This is a genomic window from Sphingomonas faeni (genome assembly GCF_040407505.1).
Taxonomy (GTDB): Bacteria; Pseudomonadota; Alphaproteobacteria; order Sphingomonadales; family Sphingomonadaceae; genus Sphingomonas; species Sphingomonas faeni_E.
The window spans coordinates 192,459-208,340 of the sequence record NZ_JAPZPQ010000006.1; the positions used below are offsets into that span (position 1 = coordinate 192,459).

Consider the following 15,882-nt stretch of genomic DNA (forward strand, 5'->3'; position numbering starts at 1 on the left):
CGGACGTGAAGGGGACGCGCGATGCATGAACTGACGGTCAGCCCCTGGGCATCGCTCGCCTATCTGGTCGCGGGGGTGTGCTTCATCCTCGCCCTGCGTGGGCTGTCGAGCCCGGCGTCGAGCCAGCGCGGCAATCGGTTCGGCATCATCGGCATGACGATCGCGGTCGTGACGACGCTGGTGACGCATGTCCCCGTCATGGCGCATGTTGTCGAGTTCGACGTGCACGACCCCGCCGGCAAGCTTTTCCGATTTCCGATTATGGCGCGGTACATCGACTGGCTGACCGTCATCGAAATTCTCGCCGCGATCGGCGTCGGCGCCGTAATTGGTCTCGTCACAGCGCGGCGGATCGCGATGACCGCGATGCCGCAGCTCGTCGCCGCATTCCACTCACTAGTCGGGCTCGCCGCGGTACTGGTCGGCGTCGCGGCCTATCTCAACCCGCAGGCGTTCGGGATTTCCGACCTCGTCATCCCGCTGATCGGCCAGCCGTTCGCGGTGATCCACCCCGTCAGCCGGATCGAACTCGGGCTCGGCGTCGCGATCGGTGCGATCACCTTTTCGGGCTCGGTCATCGCGTTCCTGAAGCTCAACGGCAACATGGGCGGCAAGCCGATCATGCTGCCCGGCCGCCACGTCATCAACCTCGCGCTGCTCGCCGGCATCCTCGGCTTGATCGCGTATTTCGTCACCGACCAGGCCCCGTGGATCTTCTGGACGGTCGTGATCCTGAGCTTCGTCATCGGCTTCCTGCTGATCGTCCCGATCGGCGGCGCGGACATGCCGGTGGTGGTCAGCATGCTCAATTCCTATTCGGGCTGGGCGGCCGCGGCGATGGGCTTCACGCTGCACAACAGCGCGATGATCATCACCGGCGCGTTGGTCGGCAGCTCGGGCGCGATCCTCAGCTACATCATGTGCCGCGCGATGAATCGCAGCTTCATCAGCGTGATCGCCGGCGGCTTCGGTACGGTCGCGGACACCAGCGGCGGCGCGGTCGCGAGCGATCGGCCGTGGAAACGCGGCTCGGCGGAGGACGCCGCATTCCTCATGAGCCAGGCCGAACAGGTCATCATCGTCCCCGGCTACGGCATGGCGGTCGCGCAGGCGCAGCACGTCCTGCGCGAAATGGGCGACAAGCTGAAGGCCGAGGGCGTCCGCGTGAAATACGCGATCCACCCCGTCGCGGGGCGCATGCCGGGGCACATGAACGTGCTGCTAGCGGAGGCGAACGTGCCGTATGACGATGTGTTCGAGCTGGAGGACATCAACAGTGAGTTCGCGCAGACCGACGTCGCGTTCGTGATCGGCGCGAACGACGTGACCAACCCCGCCGCCAAGACTGACAAGTCCTCGCCGATCTACGGCATGCCCGTGCTCGATGTCGAGAAGGCCAAGACCGTGCTGTTCATCAAGCGATCGATGGGCGGCGTCGGCTATGCCGGTGTCGATAACGAGCTGTTCTACCGCGACAATACGATGATGCTGCTGGCCGACGCGAAGAAGATGGTCGAGGATATCGTCAAGGCGCTCGACTAAGTTGTTTGCATAGGGTTCCCAACTGCAACGGAACTCGATCCAGTTCGGGTGTAACTCCTCACCTGACGCAGGTTAGTCTCCCCATTACAGCGGAGACCTTGATGACCCGACCGGACGGACTGCCTGACGCGGCGAATTACGACACGGGGATCGACGCGGTCCTCATCGCCGCGCCCGGCGCGCCGGACCGGCTGACCGTTGCCCTCGCCGCGCTGAACGGTCGGATCGTTGCCCGACTCGATTGGCCGGCAGGCTTCGGCGATCATGCGACGCCGCAAGTCATCGTCGTCGAGGCCGGCGGAGTCGATCCAGCGATAATAGCCGAACACCTGCCAGGTATCGTCGATCAGGCCGTCAGAATGCAGGCGGGACTGGTCGTCGCCATGGGCGTCGACGAGATCGACGTCGTGGCCGCGGCGACGCTGGGTGGCAGCACGCGGCTGCTGGTCGATCCCACCGTCGGCGATTGCGTCGCGGCTATCGTGGTCGCTGCCGAGGCTGCGCGCATGCCGGCGGGCGTGTTCGATTTCCACCGCGAGACCGACGGCACGCGGCTCGAACGACTGAACACCGAGGTCGCGCGGATCGCCGAGGCGCTCGCCCGTCTGACGCGAGCCGAGATCGAGGGCGACGCACCCGCCGCGCCGATCGTCGGCGACCGCACCAATCGCTACGGCGCGCCGCCTGCCTTGGTAGAGCCCAGCGCGGCGGATGTCCGTCGGGCGATCCGCGCGCGGCGATTGCGCGACCAGTTCTTCGGCGCGACGCTGTTCGAGGATCCCGGCTGGGACATGCTGCTTGATCTCTACGCCGCCGAGCTGGAGCGAGGCCGCGTCTCGGTGTCGAGCCTGTGCATTGCCGCCGCGGTCGCACCGACGACCGCGCTGCGTTGGATCGCGCGAATGACCGACACCGGATTGTTCGAGCGCCGCCCCGACCTGCTCGACCGACGCCGCGCCTTCATGGTGCTGTCCGATCGCGCGAGCGAGGCGATGCGCGGGTATATCGTGGCCACCAGGGGCGCCGACCTCCGCATTCCGTGATTTTAGCTTGCCCCGGCCGCCCGGCTTTGGCATCGGACGTCCACCCGAGAGGGGCGATTAGCTCAGTTGGTAGAGCGTCTCGTTTACACCGAGAATGTCGGCGGTTCGAGCCCGTCATCGCCCACCAAATTATTGAGTAAAAACAATGATTTGGCGGGTATTGCGGGCTAGCTTGGGTTTAAGAAATTTGCTGGTGGACAGCAAGTGGTCAGCAAAACGGACCGGCGATTGAATGAGTCGCGTAGATCGCGAACTGGATTTCGCGTCCCGACGTCGCGAAGCTGCTAACCCTTTCTCGACATTTGGATAGCCGTCGGACCGCCTTCGGGAATGATTACGATGGCTGCTGGTCGATGACGTCCACAAGAATGACCGCCACCGGCTCGTTCCCGATCTTTACGACGCGATGTTCCGCGGACCAGCGCTGCGCACTCTTGTTCACCTCCATCAGCAGTGCCTGCAGCGCGGCGACTGCTTCAGCGAGGTAGTGTGGGTCGTACTTGGCGTAGACGGCAGTCATACGTTCCATACCGGCCGGTCGATGACCGAGAAGAACCGACATCTGTTCCGGCGGCACACCTCTGCGCCGCAGCTCTGTGGCCACGGTATGCCGTACCGTTTTCGGAATGTACTGGTCCGGCAGCTCCAATGCCCGTCGCATGGTCCGCCAAGCCCTGCCTCTCGATTTCGGCGGCGGCGTATTATCACGTTCGGCCAGACTCTGTTGGCGCCAGTCGTCGAGCATCTTTGCAAGTGCGGGCGCGGCGGCGACAACGGGATTCTGCTTCTTCGTTCGAGGTGCACCCTTTGGATGTGTATCTATGAGTCCGTCTTTCCACTGGACGAGTGGATCGAAAGCCAGTGCCGCCTGTGGACGGCAAGCGGTGCCGATCATGAGCCAGAGCCACCGGCCGAAGCCCTTGTCGTCGGAGTCCGACGACACCTGCGAAGCGTACCCGGCAATGGCGCCCAACTCATCGAGCGACATCGTTACGTCTCTCGGAGGCGAGCGATGTTCCTTCGCTACGCTGGGCACTTTTGGCGCGGACGGTATCCGCTCCATCTCCACGGCGTGGTTCAAGGCGGCTCGAACGTCGTCGATGTTTCGCTGAGCGCTCTCGCCCTTAACGCCCTCCGATACGAGTGGCATCTCTCGCCCCAGCCAGGGAACGGTGAAGGAGTGGGGCTTCATTCGCCAATCGATGAAGCGCCTGAAGACAGCGCGCGTGAGTTTCGAGAAGCGTACCCGCGCGCTTACCGGGTCCTGTAAAAGGAAACCGATAAATGCCCGAAGGCTTCCGGCGATTGTGGCCGGATTTCGTGTGTGTTGGCCGTGTTCCTTCCAGTACAGGAACAGGTGAGGTAGAACCTCGGCATCCTCGCCGCTCTGAAGCTTAAAGGCGCGTTTGTTCGCGACGAACGCGTCGATCGCTGCCTTGGCGGCCTCTAGGTCGCTCGTCCGAGTGCTTCTATATACGACCGATCGTCCATTACCGGACTTTGTGGCGATCTGCCAGATGCCGATGGCCTTACCGTCGCGGCGCTGGTCGAGCCAGTGTTCCCCGACGATGTATGGGCTAGTATCTCGTGCCACTTGGTAAGCTCCTCATTCTCTGCTCGGGTTACGGTATTCAGGACGTCCAGTTGCGCGAGCAACTGGAGTTCGGCGAGGGTCAGGTGAGCGCCGGTTCCGTTCTTCAGTGCGCGCCGATACTTGTTCGCTATCGTCGAGGCGGTTGCTTGACTGGACGCAGGCCCGGCTGACGCTTGCAGCGTGCCGGCCTCCTTGCTTCTCCGATCTTTCATCGATCCTGTTTCCATGCCCACACCTTCCAGACCACGCCTCGGCGGGTGCATCCTTCTAGCAACAAGGGTTGGCTTCCTCGGACCTTGTGTAAGAAAGTCCTGTCTGATATTTCGTTTTTTGGGGTTGAGCGATCTGCTCTAACCATCGACGGCAGGGCGCTATGATGCTGAAAGCGGAGAAGAGCGTATGTTCCGCGGTATCCAGCGGCACGGCAGTAGTTGATTCAAGGACCAATTTTGCCGACCGCGTAGCCGAGGCAAGATCGCGCCTCGGTCTGACAAAGAGCGAGCTAGCGTCGAAGGCTGGCTTGGCGCCCCGTACCGTGACGAGAGTCGAGGCGGGTTCTCCCCTATCGTCGGAAAGCAAGCTGGCGCTGGAGCATGCGCTGGGGCTTCTGCCGCCAACCGCCGAAGGCAGTGACGACGCAGGTCGCGACATGAGCGACGTCGCAATTGGCCGACGACTGCGCGATCTGCGTCGCGCCCGCGGATCGCTTCCTCTGACCCATCTGGGTCACGCCCGTGAGCCACTAAGTCTAGCCCGTCTGGCCTGGATGCTCGGGAATGTCACCGAAGCAACGCTCTCGCGTATCGAACGCGGCCTCTGCCGTCCCCGAGGAGGATGGCCCGACTTTATTACCGACGACTATGCGTTAGCTCTGGGGTTCGCCTGTGCGAAGGATCTTGGCGACGAAATCGGCGTCGAAACCTGAACGGCTGTGCAGAGAAAGTAACCTTCGACAGGCGGATATGCCCGTTGATGATAAGACTGTTTTACCACAGCAACCGGCGGCTTTCGCATGCCTAGGCCGCGGACCTTGACATTAGGCGTCTTAGGTTCGGCTCCGGCTAAATGCGCAATGACGCCCTGAGTGCTGCCATATAAACCATCGATGCCGACCCTGGACCAAGTGAGACGGAATATTGAGCGATGCCCAATCGCCCGCCCGCAGCGCGGTCATCTTGCGGGGCGGCGGGTACAATCCCTACGAGGCCGAGTTCATCTGGGGCTACGAAGATGCGGCGATCGGGTGGGCGCAGGCATCCTCCGACGAGGCCTTTGCCCGGATCTCATACGATGCCGGCTTCGCCGCGACTAAATGATCGCGACGGTGAAGCCGAAGCCGAAGCTTCGCCACCTGCCGTGTTACATCGAGGAGAAATGTATCAGAACTCGGTGGTCGGGCAAGATCAGCGCGAAGCCGGTCGAATACAGGTCGGACGCGAACGGCTTGCCGGTTGAGACGGCTTGGTCGAAGACATAATCCGATCCGTGCCGGAACCGGGCTAGGTCCACGTCAGCCAACACCCAGGCTGGCGGCGCACCTACCGTAATTGGTCGTGGCGCACCGTCTGCGGTTAGCGCGCGCGAAACCGCGATGAAATCGGCGTCGGAATAGCGCACCATCGCCCACAACGTCGTGTCCGATGGCCCGAGACCGCCGTCCGTGCCGATCTTGTCGACCGACCATTTCGCATCAACCGGTGAGGGTTGCAGCGTCACGAACTTGCGCAAGGTGGCGATGTCGGTCTGCGGTTCTTCGACAATGTCCGCCTTGCTTCCTGAACAGCTGATTGCACCTACCATCGCCAACGCGCCAATAACCACAGAACGCGCGAACGTGTTCACAGCCGGTTCCGCAAGCGGCGGTTATCGTCGGTATGTCGCTGCCGTGCCCACGGGACCATGGACACCGTGAACGACATCGCGGGCGGACCCGACCATGCAACACGCCGTGTGAGAGTGGCGTAGTTCATATATTGTTTCGCAAGTCCGGTTATCTCGAACACCCCATTCTCATCGTTGGGTATGCCGGTGGCGATGTCAGCGGCGCCAGGATTAAAGTTGTAGCGGTCCTCGGCGTGGATGACGAGTGTTAGCGTAAAATGCGGCGTTCCAGACTGCGCATCTGGCTTCTCCACGACATCGCCGCTGATCCAGATCGAATAGGCACCGATCGCCTTCTGCCAGTTCTCGGTCGCGGGGTAGGGAAAGCCGCCGGTCGTACTGCCGCAGCTGATCGCGCCTCCGGTGAAGCTGAAGCGGCCGCTGTCAGCTGGCACCGCGCTGCCGTGGAGAGCGTAGGCCGCGCGCGTTCGGTTCTCCGACGACCTCACGACCGGCGACATTCCCTGGCTATCCGCGAGGGCCGGGAACACGCGGATATGGTCGCCGCCCTTTATAAAACCATCGATACCGACCTCTGAGTCAGGTGAGACGGAAGCCATTGAGCATGGCGCGGAATACTGGTTCTGCCATGTCATAATCGGCACGTGCTGCGGTGCCAGTGGCGATCATCATGCTGCCGTCCGGAGCATTGGCATAGGTGATCCACTGCCGGATCGGGATACCATTCGATATCCAGTCGAGTCGAAGTTCGGGGGCTGAGCCGGGGATATCGGCTCGGCGTCGTTGGACATCGACCGGAGCAGGGAGCGTGTCGCGCATCTGTTCGGCCTGCGCGTCGGCAAAGGCTTCAAGCCGCGTCGCGGGATCGGCGGGCAAATCGCCGGGCGCGACCTCACGCGTCACAACGAAGCTCGGTGCGACGCCCAGCGTGCCCGGGCCAGCCGATAGGACGAGCATTGACTTGTCCTGCCATCCCTCCGGGCAGTCGATGGTCATACCTTGCACGCGGGTCATCGGCGCGCGTCCACAGGCGGCCACTTGCCCGCCTTGTCGAGCGCGAGCACGGTATCTGCGTCGGGCGGCGGGAACGGATATCCGCGTGCCTTGAGCTTCTCGATCACACGCAACCGTGCCTTGTCCTCGTCCGACCCGCGCAGGATGCGGCTGGTGATCGTGCGCTGTGCGGAGGTGATCCCGAACTCGTCATGCGCCCAGACATCCGCGCCATGATCGATCAGGATCTCTACTACCGGCCATTGATCCGTGTCCGAGGCGGCTATCATCGGAGTAGCTTGGTTTTCCGGGGCACGTTCGTTGAGGCCGATGCCTTTGGCGGCAAGCTCGCGGACTTTTTCGGTTCTGGAATTCATGACGGCACCCAGCACGGGAACGTCGGGATAGTTGCTCACTTTGCGTTCCTCTTGATTGCAGCCGGTAGCGGCTAGACAGAGGGTGAGCATCAGGACTGGAGCGCGCATCGGCCGCATCCACTTTCTGCGAGGGACTGTTCGATCTCGCACCTTCCCTGGCTCAGCGGCGCCTCGACATTGTCCATCAGATGCAGGACCGCATCGTTCAGCGTCACATCAGCGCCAATTCACAGCGAGCACAGCGGTCGCCATGCCGCCGAAACCTTCCCCCGCGGGTCGCTGGCCGCATTTCTCAAGCTCGGCAGTTCGAGGGACCAGGTCGGTGTTGCCACGGCATCGGGTGCAAGGGGCAGCGTATTCAATCCGTGCAATGGTTTGCCTTTCAGGGGCGGTCCCGGCTGAGGGTGAAAATGACACCCTAAGTGCTGCTATATAAAACCATTGATACCGATCCCCAGATCAGGTGAGACGGAAGCTATTGAGCATGGCGCGGAATACTGGCTCTGCCATGTCATAATCGGCACGTGCGGCGGTGCCAGTGGCGATCATCATGCTGCCGTCCGGAGCATTGGCATAGGTGATCCACTGCCGGATCGGGATACCATTCGATATCCAGTCGAGGCGAAGTTCGGGGGCTGAGCCGGGGATATCGGCTCGGCGTCGTTGGACATCGACCGGAGCAGGGAGCGTGTCGCGCATCTGTTCGGCCTGCCCGTCGGCAAAGGCTTCAAGCCGCGTCGCGGGATCGGCGGGCAGGTCGCCGGGCGCGACCTCACGCGTCACAACGAAGCTGGGCGCGATGCCCAGCGTGCCCGGGCCAGCCAATAGGACGAGCATTGACTTATCCTGCCATCCCTCCGGGCAGTCGATAGTCATACCTTGCACGCGGGTCACCGGCGCGCGTCCACAGGCGGCCACTTGCCCGCCTTGTCGAGCGCGAGAATTTCATCACGGCCGGGCGGCGGGAACGGATATCCGCGTGTCTTGAGCTTCTCGATCACACGCAACCGTGCCTTGTCCTCGTCCGACCCGCGCAGGATGCGGCTGGTGATCGTGCGCTGGGCGGTAGTGATCCCGAACTCGTCATGCGCCCATATATCTGCGCCATGATCGATCAGGATTTCCACCACCGGCCATTGATCTGTGTCCGAGGCGGCTATCATCGGAGTAGCTTGGTTTTCCGGGGCACGTTCGTTGAGGCCGATGCCTTTGGCTGCAAGCTCGCGGACTTTCTCGGTTCTGGAATTCATCACGGCACCCAGCATGGGCACATCGGGATAGTTGCTCACTTTGGGTTCCTTCCGGTTGCAACCGGTAGCGATAAGGCACAGGGCTAGCATCAGAGCGGCAGTACGCATCATCCGCATCCGTTCTTCGCGAGGGACTTTTCTATCTCTCGCCTCTGCTGGCTAAGCGACGCATCGACGTTGTCCATCATGTGTAATAACACATCGTTCAGCGCCACGTCGGCGCCGATCCATTGCGAGCGCAGCGGTCGCCATGCCGCCCAAACTTTCCACCGCGGGTCGCTGGCCGCACTTCTCAAGCTCGGCGGTTCAAGGGGCCAGGTCCGTGTTGCCGCGGCATCAGGCGCAAGGGGCAGCTTATTCAATCCGTGCAACGGTTCGCCTTTCACATAAATCGCATCGATGTTGCTGGCTACCGGATGAGGCACGGTCTTCGCGTTCAAGCCGGCTGCATTGAAGGTCGTCGCGGGTAATCCAGATGCCCTTGCCCCGGCAGATGCCATTCCGCCGCCCAGCGAATGACCGGTCAGGTGTGCGTTCTTGCCAGTAGGCGATTCCGCAACACGGGATGCGATCTGCTGCGCCTGATCATAATAGAATGTCCGGTTTCCCAAACCTTGACCGAGGTTCGTTTTCCAGTCCTCGCCGCTCGTTGTGCCCTTATAGGCTACGAGCGGCGCACCGGTTCGATCATCGATGAAGACGGCAGCGCGAAAGTCGGTCGGCTGCTTTGTCTCCGGATTTATCGGATGCTCCAGCATGTCGGGCTTTAAACCCAGCTTGCGCAAATCCTCCGTCGTGGCGTTACGATAGCCCTCTGGTGGCTTGCGGGTCTCCGGCGGATCATACGCTGCACTCGCAGCTTGAGCATCGATTCGAAAGCGCTCGAACGTTGCCTCTTCGCCACGAAGGGCGGCGCATACCGGCGACTGGCGCGGCCCACCGATGAACACGTTGCGTGACCCGGTTAGGATCACCGCTCCACAGTCCATTGTCTCCGAGACGCGGGCAGCAGGCTTTCCGTTGATAAGGACCGTGGACGATCCGGTCGCGACCCGACGCGGGCTGCCGGTATCCTTGTGGCAGTCGCCGCTCGCCAGCTCGACGATCGCAGCGGGCAGGGCGTTGATGACCACGTTGATCGAGCCTGCCGTTAGTATGCCCGTCGCAGGTCCCATCAGTTGTTTGCCGATTGCCGCTCCGGCGAATGCGGCAGTGCCGCCTGTGGCTAACGCTGCTCCGACCGCGATCGCGCCAAGGCCACCGGTCGCGATCACGCCTGCCGCGAGCAACGCGCCCACTGCGATCCCGACGGCAAGGCCTTCCAGCTTCGCATCGTGGCCGAACGGGTCGGTGACGCGTGCGGCAGGATGATCGCTCATGCGGTCGCTCCTTCCCGATTGGCCCGCGGCGAGCGGTTGGCCTTCATGCCTGACGCAGTTTCCCGAACCACCTCGACCACGTCATAGCTGCCACGCTCGGTCCAGACGCGGGCGTATATGGCGGCGCGTTGTTCCAATTGAACCTTCCTGAAATCGGGCATCGAAAACCCGTGATCTGCGTGTGGTCAGTGTTGTCCAAAACAGACTTCTGTTCAACCGGAACACTCGCTGATGCCGAGATGCCGTATTCTGGGCGTCCGGCAGCGGTTAGCGTTGATCGATCTGCCAACCGACGAGGCGTCGCGGCTGCGGTATTGCATCCTGACGGACGACCTGATCCATATCGACCGGCGACGTCGGCCGGAAAACCGGATCGGTTTCGCACACCTACTCGGCGCCTTGCCTCACGTTTCGATCCGGTGCCTGTACGGGGCTGGACCGGTTCGGTATCGTTCAAGCCAGCGGCGAGAAGCGGTGGCGGCGGAAGTGGTGTACGGCATCTTTGACGCCGACGGGGGATCGTCATCGCGGCATTCTGGCTCTGCGATGACAGGACGCTTGCGTATTCGGCCATGTTTCCCTAACCGCAGCGCTGTCGGGGAGTGGCGCAGGCTGGTAGCGCACCTGGTTTGGGACCAGGGGGTCGCAGGTTCGAATCCTGTCTCCCCGACCATCATTCGCTAAGGGATTGATTCCTCGTCGCCAACATGTCGATCGGGAATTGCTGTGCCCATGGCAGCGCCGCGGCCGCTCTCTCCGACCACGGCGACGGGTCGTTGTCGCGATGCCAGGATAGATATTCGACCGGGTTCGTTTCCCAAATGGGCGCCACGTTTTGCAGGAGGTTGTCGCTGTTGATGGCGAAGGTCATGTCGCCCTCGTCGCGGCCCGACGCCAGTATCCGCTTCGCCTCGTCTTCGCTGATGGGCGTATTGCTCCACACTGACTGGTGCGCGCCGTCATCGCCTTGCCGGAACAGCGATCCGCCTTCCCGGAATAGAAAAGACCCGTGGAAGGTGCCGAGATAGCGCACCGTCATTCGTGCGGCGCCTTGTCACCGGTTTGAAGCGCCGCCAGCGCGGCGGCCGCCCGTTCCGACCAGGGCGACGGATCATTGTTGCGGTGCCACATGAGATATTCCACAAAGTTTGTATCCCAGAAAGGATAGTCGACGACCGGTGGGATGTTGGCGTCGTTCAGCCCGAAGACCATGTCACCTTCGACCCGTTCCACGCTCATGATCTCCTGCGCGACCTTCTTCGTGATGCGGAATTCGCGCCATTTTGGCCCCAGCGCTCCGTCGTCGCTCTGTTGGAACCACGCGCTATCCCGGCGCAGCAGCAGTGCGCCGTGCCACGTGCCGAGATATTCCACTATGCTACGGCGGCCGTTGCTCGGCCGTTGCTCGTCAGTCGGGATCGCCATCTTCTAGCTTCTGCAACGCCTGCGCTGCCAGATCCGAAAAGGGCAGCGGATCATGGTCGCGGTGCCAGGTAAGATACTCGATCGAATGCGTCTCCCACACCGGTTTCACGCCGGGGGGGACGTTCCGGCTCGTCGTCTGCAGCGCCATGTCATACTGGTCGCGGCCGCGTGAGCGGATCTTGTCGGCCTCGGCGGGCGTGATCGACTGTTCGCGCCAGGTTTCCTGAAAGCCGTAATCGTTGAACTGCTTGTACAGCTGCCCGTCGCGCTCGAACAGGAACTTGCCCCGCCACGCCCCAAGATAGCGGACGGTCATCCGCGCGCCGGCTCGCCATACGGCGCCACTACCCTTGTCAGGTCTCTGCGATCCTCAATCCCGAAAACTATCCTGCTCCAGGTAATGGAGGCTCGCGGCGGCGATATCGTCGACGCTGGTCCGCGATGCTTCGCGCTCAGTCGCGATGACGGCGCGGAACGTGGGTATCTCGAGAAAGTTGGCATGCGTATCAAGCAGTTCGTCCTCTTCCTCCTCGTTATCGGCGACGATGAACGTCGCATCGGCAAGGCTGGCGGCATTGTCGAGGCTATCCCTGCTCTTGAGCAGGATCCAACCCTCAGCTTCCCTGTCGCTATACTGATCGATCAGCGGGGCAAGTCCATCATAGGTCTTCATACCGTCACCTCATACCCTGCAGAGCGTTCCGCCGAACCACTTGGCGTGCCCGCCCTTTCCGTCGGGAGAATAGATCTTGTGATAGCCATTGTCGTTGGCCCGATCAGTAAGCTGCAAGGACCCCGGCCTATCACCGTTGTGTCAGGTCATGTCCGACGGGGAGCGTCCGCTGAAGCGAGCGTTCCAGTTCGGTTGGACATGCTCCACGACGTTCGGATATTTGGTATGCATCGTGCATCGGAACTCGAGGTTGCTCTGCAGGCAAATATAGTCGGATTCGTTAGCTCGGCAGAAATGCTCCGCTTAGGTCATCTTAGATTCACTTCGCGCGAGACTATGGTCGTGGAAGACATGGTATTTGCCGAGATCACGGGTCCCTCGCCCTAGTACAGGGTTAGTTCATCCGCAACTTGTTGGGTCGGGCCCATAGGTGTGGGGTGGTTCCTCCTCCAGTCCGATCGGATCAGGCGCGGTGTAGCGGGCACAGGGGGATTATGATAGCGATGGTGGTTGTAGACGAGGCTGGTCAGCCATCCTCATACTGCCGAGGGGAACCGCAGCGGGTTCGCGATGTCCGCCTCCGCCGGAAGGACGACCGCCCCCCCAAGGCGGACAGGTCCGCGCAGCAGGTGACGAGGCCGTTGTCGTTGATCAGTTACTGCGGGGTGCCGAGCCGGTTCAGTTGGTAGTGTGCAGCATCCGGGCGCATCGCCGCGCTCGCGCTGGGCGACCGCTAGCGGACGGAAGCTGCCGGGCTCGTACAGGTATCTGCCGATAACGCTGCGCGGCTCGCCGTGGCTAGGCCGTCACAGCAGTAAACGCTCCGTGCTTCAGCTAAGGCCCTTCTCCTGATCGTAGCGCCGTAGCATGCGGTGCACGAGCCAGCTGCGCGTATGTTGGACCTCTTTTACACTTGGATATCGATGAATGCCGCTTGCCGGGCGTAACAGTCCGTCCGTAAGGCCTAGCTGATCTAGGGAGATACCTTATGCGCGTTCTCGTTACCGGCGCAGCCGGGTTTATTGGCTTTCACGTCAGTCGCTACCTACTGGATCGCGGTGATAATGTACTCGGCATAGATAGCCTGAATGCATATTACGATGTTACGCTGAAGCATGCACGACTGGCCGAGCTGGGCAAGCTTGGCAGTGAGTTCAGTTTCAAGCAGGTTGATTTCTCCGATCACCTTGCGCTCGATGCAGCGCTTGATGGAGAGCACTTCGACAGCATCGTCCATCTGGGCGCGCAGGCCGGCGTTCGCTATTCCATCCAGAACCCACGCGCCTACCTTCAGGCCAACCTTGCCGGTCATCTCAACGTGATCGAGATCGGACGGAATCGGCAGGTCGCGCACCTTGTCTATGCGTCCTCCTCCTCGGTCTATGGCGGCAACGAGACGCTACCCTTCCGCGTAGAAGATCGCGTCGATCAGCCTCTGTCGCTGTACGCTGCCACCAAGAAGGCCGACGAACTGATGAGCGAGACCTACGCGCATCTTTACCGCCTGCCACAGACTGGCCTACGATTCTTCACCGTCTATGGCCCTTGGGGGCGGCCCGATATGGCAATGTGGCTGTTTACCAAGGCGATTCTCGACGGCCAACCGATAGAGGTTTTTGGCGAGGGGCAGATGCGGCGTGACTTCACGTATATCGACGACATCGTTGCTGGTGTCATCGCGTGCCTGGACAATCCACCCGCCGACGACGGCGTTGTTAAGGCTGGCGGCAGTATCAGCCCGCACCGAATCTATAATATTGGCAATAGTCGCTCCGAAGAGCTCGGTGAAATGATATCTGTGATAGAGCATGCTTGCGGCCATGCTGCAAATCGTCGCCTATTACCAATGCAGCCGGGTGATGTACGGGAAACCTTCGCAGACATTGCGCCGATCCAGTATGACTTAGGTTTCGAGCCGCGAACAACCATGTCAGAAGGCGTGCCACGTTTCGTCAAATGGTATCGGAGCTACTATAACAAGTAATCGGCATAGTGAGGCAAATTAATATAAAACAGAGTAGGGAAGGCAAATAATTGCAGAACGCTATTGGTATAATTGTGTAAACGAGATGATGGTGACTATCGTGGGACTGATTAATATGGATGCAAGGACATTAAGCTGATCCAGTCAGTGATCCATCTACCTCGTAACAAAGCGCAGTATCAACTACGGCGCTACGCATCTTGGATTGGAAAGCTCTAGGCACCCCACTTAAAGCTTTTTCCCCTGGAACTGGTCTTTTCCAGATTGTATGTAGGGCGGCGGAATTGCTTTTTATCAATCGTCAGTACCTATTTAAGTTGTGTAAAATAGCGACGCTTGAGTGGTTCGTAGGCTAAAAATAGACGTTGCGGATAGACTAATTTGAAGCACCGCAATGTTTGAACTAATCGATATTGTTACATCCGTCGCTCCATTGTCGATTGCTACGCGTTCTATTCTGAAAACGCTAGCTCTACAACAGTGGGCGGATCGCCGCCAACAACGTCATAAGCGCGTAGCGAGAATCTGGTGGGTATCGATAAAATAAATTGATACCAAGGCTTCACTGCAGGTCTTTAATCATAAGGATGTTATCACGCGCCGTGAACTGCGTTCAAAATGGCACGACCATAGTTCGTTTTCTTAAAACGCTCGCCAGCTTCGCGCGCTTGATCGGCGGTGATGAAGCCCTGGTAAAATGCGATTTCTTCCAAGCACGCGACCTGGATGCCCTGCCGATGTTGGATCGTCCGGACGAATTCACTGGCCTCGAGCAGGCTGTCGTGCGTGCCGGTATCGAGCCAGGCGTAACCGCGGCCCATCTGTTCGACGAACAGGTCGCCAGCGTCCATGTAGAGCCGGTTGAGATCGGTGATCTCGAGCTCGCCGCGGGCCGACGGCTTGAGGTCGCGGGCGAGTTGCACGACGCGGTTGTCGTAGAAATACAAACCGGTGACCGCGTGGTTCGACTTGGGGACGTCGGGCTTTTCCTCGAGGCTGATCGCCTTGCCGCCTTCGCCGAACTCGACCACGCCGTAGCGCTCGGGGTCCTCGACGCGGTAGGAGAACACCGTCGCGCCGCTCTTGCGCTCGACCGCGCTCGCCAGCAGGTCGGTGAGGTGCGCGCCGAAGAAGATGTTGTCGCCGAGCACTAGCGCGACATTGTCGCCGCCGATGAAGTCCGCGCCGATCGTGAACGCCTGGGCGAGACCCTCGGGCTTGGGCTGTTCGGCATATGCGATCGTCAGGCCGAGCGCCGAGCCATCACCGAACAGGTTCTTGTAATTGCCGATATATTCGGGGCTCGAGATGATCAGGATGTCGCGGATGCCGGCAAGCATCAGCACCGACAGCGGGTAATAGATCATCGGCTTGTCGTAGACCGGCAGCAGCTGCTTGTTGACCGCCAGCGTTGCCGGATGGAGGCGCGTGCCCGAACCGCCTGCGAGAATGATGCCCTTCACGCGCGTGTCTCCTTGTTGGGTGCCCCGAGCAGTTCGTCGAGGATATTGCCGAGCGCAGTCTGCCACGCTGGCGGATGGATGCCGTAGTCGCGGGTGATCGCGTCATGGCTGAGCAGCGAATTGGCAGGCCGCGTCGCTGGCGTCGGGTATTCGGCGGTCGTGATGCCATGCACCTCGGCACTGGCCCCGCCACGTGCGGAGCTCTGCGCGAAGATCTCGCGGGCGAAGCCTGCCCAGGTCACCGCGCCGGCATTGCTGAAATGATAAGTGCCGGTCGGCGCCGCGGAATCCTCGACGAGGCGCATCGTGATCGTGGC

Annotated in this window: 19 protein-coding genes and 2 tRNA genes; 7 read left to right on the top strand and 14 right to left on the bottom strand. The window is 61.1% G+C overall.

Going from position 1 to position 15,882, the window contains the following annotated elements:
* The first annotated feature begins 21 nt into the window (after positions 1-21).
* The 3 genes from O6X71_RS17430 to O6X71_RS17440 all read left to right on the top strand — a co-directional run bounded on the left by O6X71_RS17430 (position 22) and on the right by O6X71_RS17440 (position 2,712).
* On the top strand, positions 22-1,542 hold the full coding sequence (locus O6X71_RS17430; protein ID WP_353467004.1) for an NAD(P)(+) transhydrogenase (Re/Si-specific) subunit beta: 1,521 nt from the start codon (positions 22-24) through the stop codon (positions 1,540-1,542).
* Positions 1,543-1,643: 101 nt separating this feature from the next.
* Positions 1,644-2,585 carry a hypothetical protein gene (locus tag O6X71_RS17435; protein ID WP_353467005.1) on the top strand — a complete coding sequence of 314 codons (942 nt, stop codon included), beginning with the start codon at positions 1,644-1,646 and terminating at the stop codon, positions 2,583-2,585.
* A 51-nt stretch (positions 2,586-2,636) separates the two neighbouring features.
* A tRNA-Val gene (locus O6X71_RS17440) sits at positions 2,637-2,712 on the top strand.
* A 207-nt stretch (positions 2,713-2,919) separates the two neighbouring features.
* On the opposite strand, the gene O6X71_RS17445 is transcribed toward O6X71_RS17440, so the two are convergent.
* Entirely contained in the window at positions 2,920-4,179 is a 1,260-nt protein-coding gene (locus O6X71_RS17445) for an integrase (protein ID WP_353467006.1), read from the bottom strand.
* 373 nt (positions 4,180-4,552) lie between these two features.
* On the opposite strand from O6X71_RS17445, the gene O6X71_RS17450 reads away from it, so the two are divergent.
* Positions 4,553-5,104, top strand: coding sequence for a helix-turn-helix domain-containing protein (locus tag O6X71_RS17450; protein ID WP_353467007.1), 552 nt, complete (start codon positions 4,553-4,555; stop codon positions 5,102-5,104).
* A 211-nt stretch (positions 5,105-5,315) separates the two neighbouring features.
* Complete coding sequence (locus O6X71_RS17455; RefSeq protein WP_353467008.1) at positions 5,316-5,495, top strand: hypothetical protein; 180 nt, start codon at positions 5,316-5,318, stop codon at positions 5,493-5,495.
* Between the two features lie 43 nt (positions 5,496-5,538).
* Here O6X71_RS17455 and O6X71_RS17460 read toward each other — a convergent pair whose 3' ends face one another.
* From O6X71_RS17460 to O6X71_RS17490, 7 genes are all read right to left on the bottom strand, one after another.
* Complete coding sequence (locus O6X71_RS17460; protein ID WP_353467009.1) at positions 5,539-5,979, bottom strand: hypothetical protein; 441 nt, start codon at positions 5,977-5,979, stop codon at positions 5,539-5,541.
* Between the two features lie 38 nt (positions 5,980-6,017).
* Positions 6,018-6,656 (bottom strand): hypothetical protein, encoded by a 639-nt coding sequence (locus O6X71_RS17465; protein ID WP_353467010.1) that lies wholly within the window; start codon positions 6,654-6,656, stop codon positions 6,018-6,020.
* Complete coding sequence (locus O6X71_RS17470; RefSeq protein WP_353467011.1) at positions 6,601-6,978, bottom strand: DcrB-related protein; 378 nt, start codon at positions 6,976-6,978, stop codon at positions 6,601-6,603. Before O6X71_RS17470 ends, O6X71_RS17465 begins: the two co-directional genes overlap by 56 nt.
* Positions 6,979-7,031: 53 nt before the next feature.
* Complete coding sequence (locus O6X71_RS17475; protein WP_353467012.1) at positions 7,032-7,430, bottom strand: hypothetical protein; 399 nt, start codon at positions 7,428-7,430, stop codon at positions 7,032-7,034.
* Between the two features lie 420 nt (positions 7,431-7,850).
* On the bottom strand, positions 7,851-8,267 hold the full coding sequence (locus O6X71_RS17480; RefSeq protein WP_353467013.1) for a DcrB-related protein: 417 nt from the start codon (positions 8,265-8,267) through the stop codon (positions 7,851-7,853).
* A gap of 14 nt (positions 8,268-8,281) precedes the next feature.
* A complete protein-coding gene (locus tag O6X71_RS17485) occupies positions 8,282-8,680 on the bottom strand; it encodes a hypothetical protein (RefSeq protein WP_353467014.1) in 399 nt (132 codons plus the stop codon).
* Between the two features lie 68 nt (positions 8,681-8,748).
* A complete protein-coding gene (locus O6X71_RS17490; protein ID WP_353467015.1) occupies positions 8,749-10,020 on the bottom strand; it encodes a PAAR domain-containing protein in 1,272 nt (423 codons plus the stop codon).
* A 596-nt stretch (positions 10,021-10,616) separates the two neighbouring features.
* On the opposite strand from O6X71_RS17490, the gene O6X71_RS17495 reads away from it, so the two are divergent.
* Positions 10,617-10,693 (top strand) — tRNA-Pro (locus O6X71_RS17495).
* Here the strand turns inward: O6X71_RS17495 and O6X71_RS17500 are convergent.
* From O6X71_RS17500 to O6X71_RS17515, 4 genes are read right to left on the bottom strand one after another with little or no spacing between them, the layout of a single operon-like run.
* Positions 10,694-11,059, bottom strand: a complete 366-nt coding sequence (locus tag O6X71_RS17500) for a hypothetical protein (protein WP_353467016.1) — start codon at positions 11,057-11,059, stop codon at positions 10,694-10,696.
* The gene (locus O6X71_RS17505) at positions 11,056-11,445 is read right to left on the bottom strand and encodes a hypothetical protein (RefSeq protein WP_353467017.1); all 390 of its coding nucleotides are present in this window, start codon (positions 11,443-11,445) and stop codon (positions 11,056-11,058) included. Before O6X71_RS17505 ends, O6X71_RS17500 begins: the two co-directional genes overlap by 4 nt.
* Positions 11,429-11,761, bottom strand: a complete 333-nt coding sequence (locus O6X71_RS17510; protein ID WP_353467018.1) for a hypothetical protein — start codon at positions 11,759-11,761, stop codon at positions 11,429-11,431. Before O6X71_RS17510 ends, O6X71_RS17505 begins: the two co-directional genes overlap by 17 nt.
* Before the next feature lie 54 nt (positions 11,762-11,815).
* Positions 11,816-12,118 (bottom strand): hypothetical protein, encoded by a 303-nt coding sequence (locus tag O6X71_RS17515; RefSeq protein WP_353467019.1) that lies wholly within the window; start codon positions 12,116-12,118, stop codon positions 11,816-11,818.
* A gap of 988 nt (positions 12,119-13,106) precedes the next feature.
* Here O6X71_RS17515 and O6X71_RS17520 point away from each other — a divergent pair.
* Positions 13,107-14,102: an NAD-dependent epimerase/dehydratase family protein gene (locus O6X71_RS17520; RefSeq protein ID WP_353467020.1), complete on the top strand. Its 996-nt coding sequence runs from the start codon at positions 13,107-13,109 to the stop codon at positions 14,100-14,102.
* 593 nt (positions 14,103-14,695) lie between these two features.
* On the opposite strand, the gene rfbA is transcribed toward O6X71_RS17520, so the two are convergent.
* A complete protein-coding gene (gene rfbA, locus O6X71_RS17525; RefSeq protein ID WP_353467021.1) occupies positions 14,696-15,565 on the bottom strand; it encodes a glucose-1-phosphate thymidylyltransferase RfbA in 870 nt (289 codons plus the stop codon).
* Positions 15,562-15,882 (bottom strand): sugar nucleotide-binding protein (locus O6X71_RS17530; RefSeq protein WP_353467022.1); only part of this gene is annotated, 321 nt, incomplete at its 5' end. The genes O6X71_RS17530 and rfbA, both read right to left, overlap by 4 nt.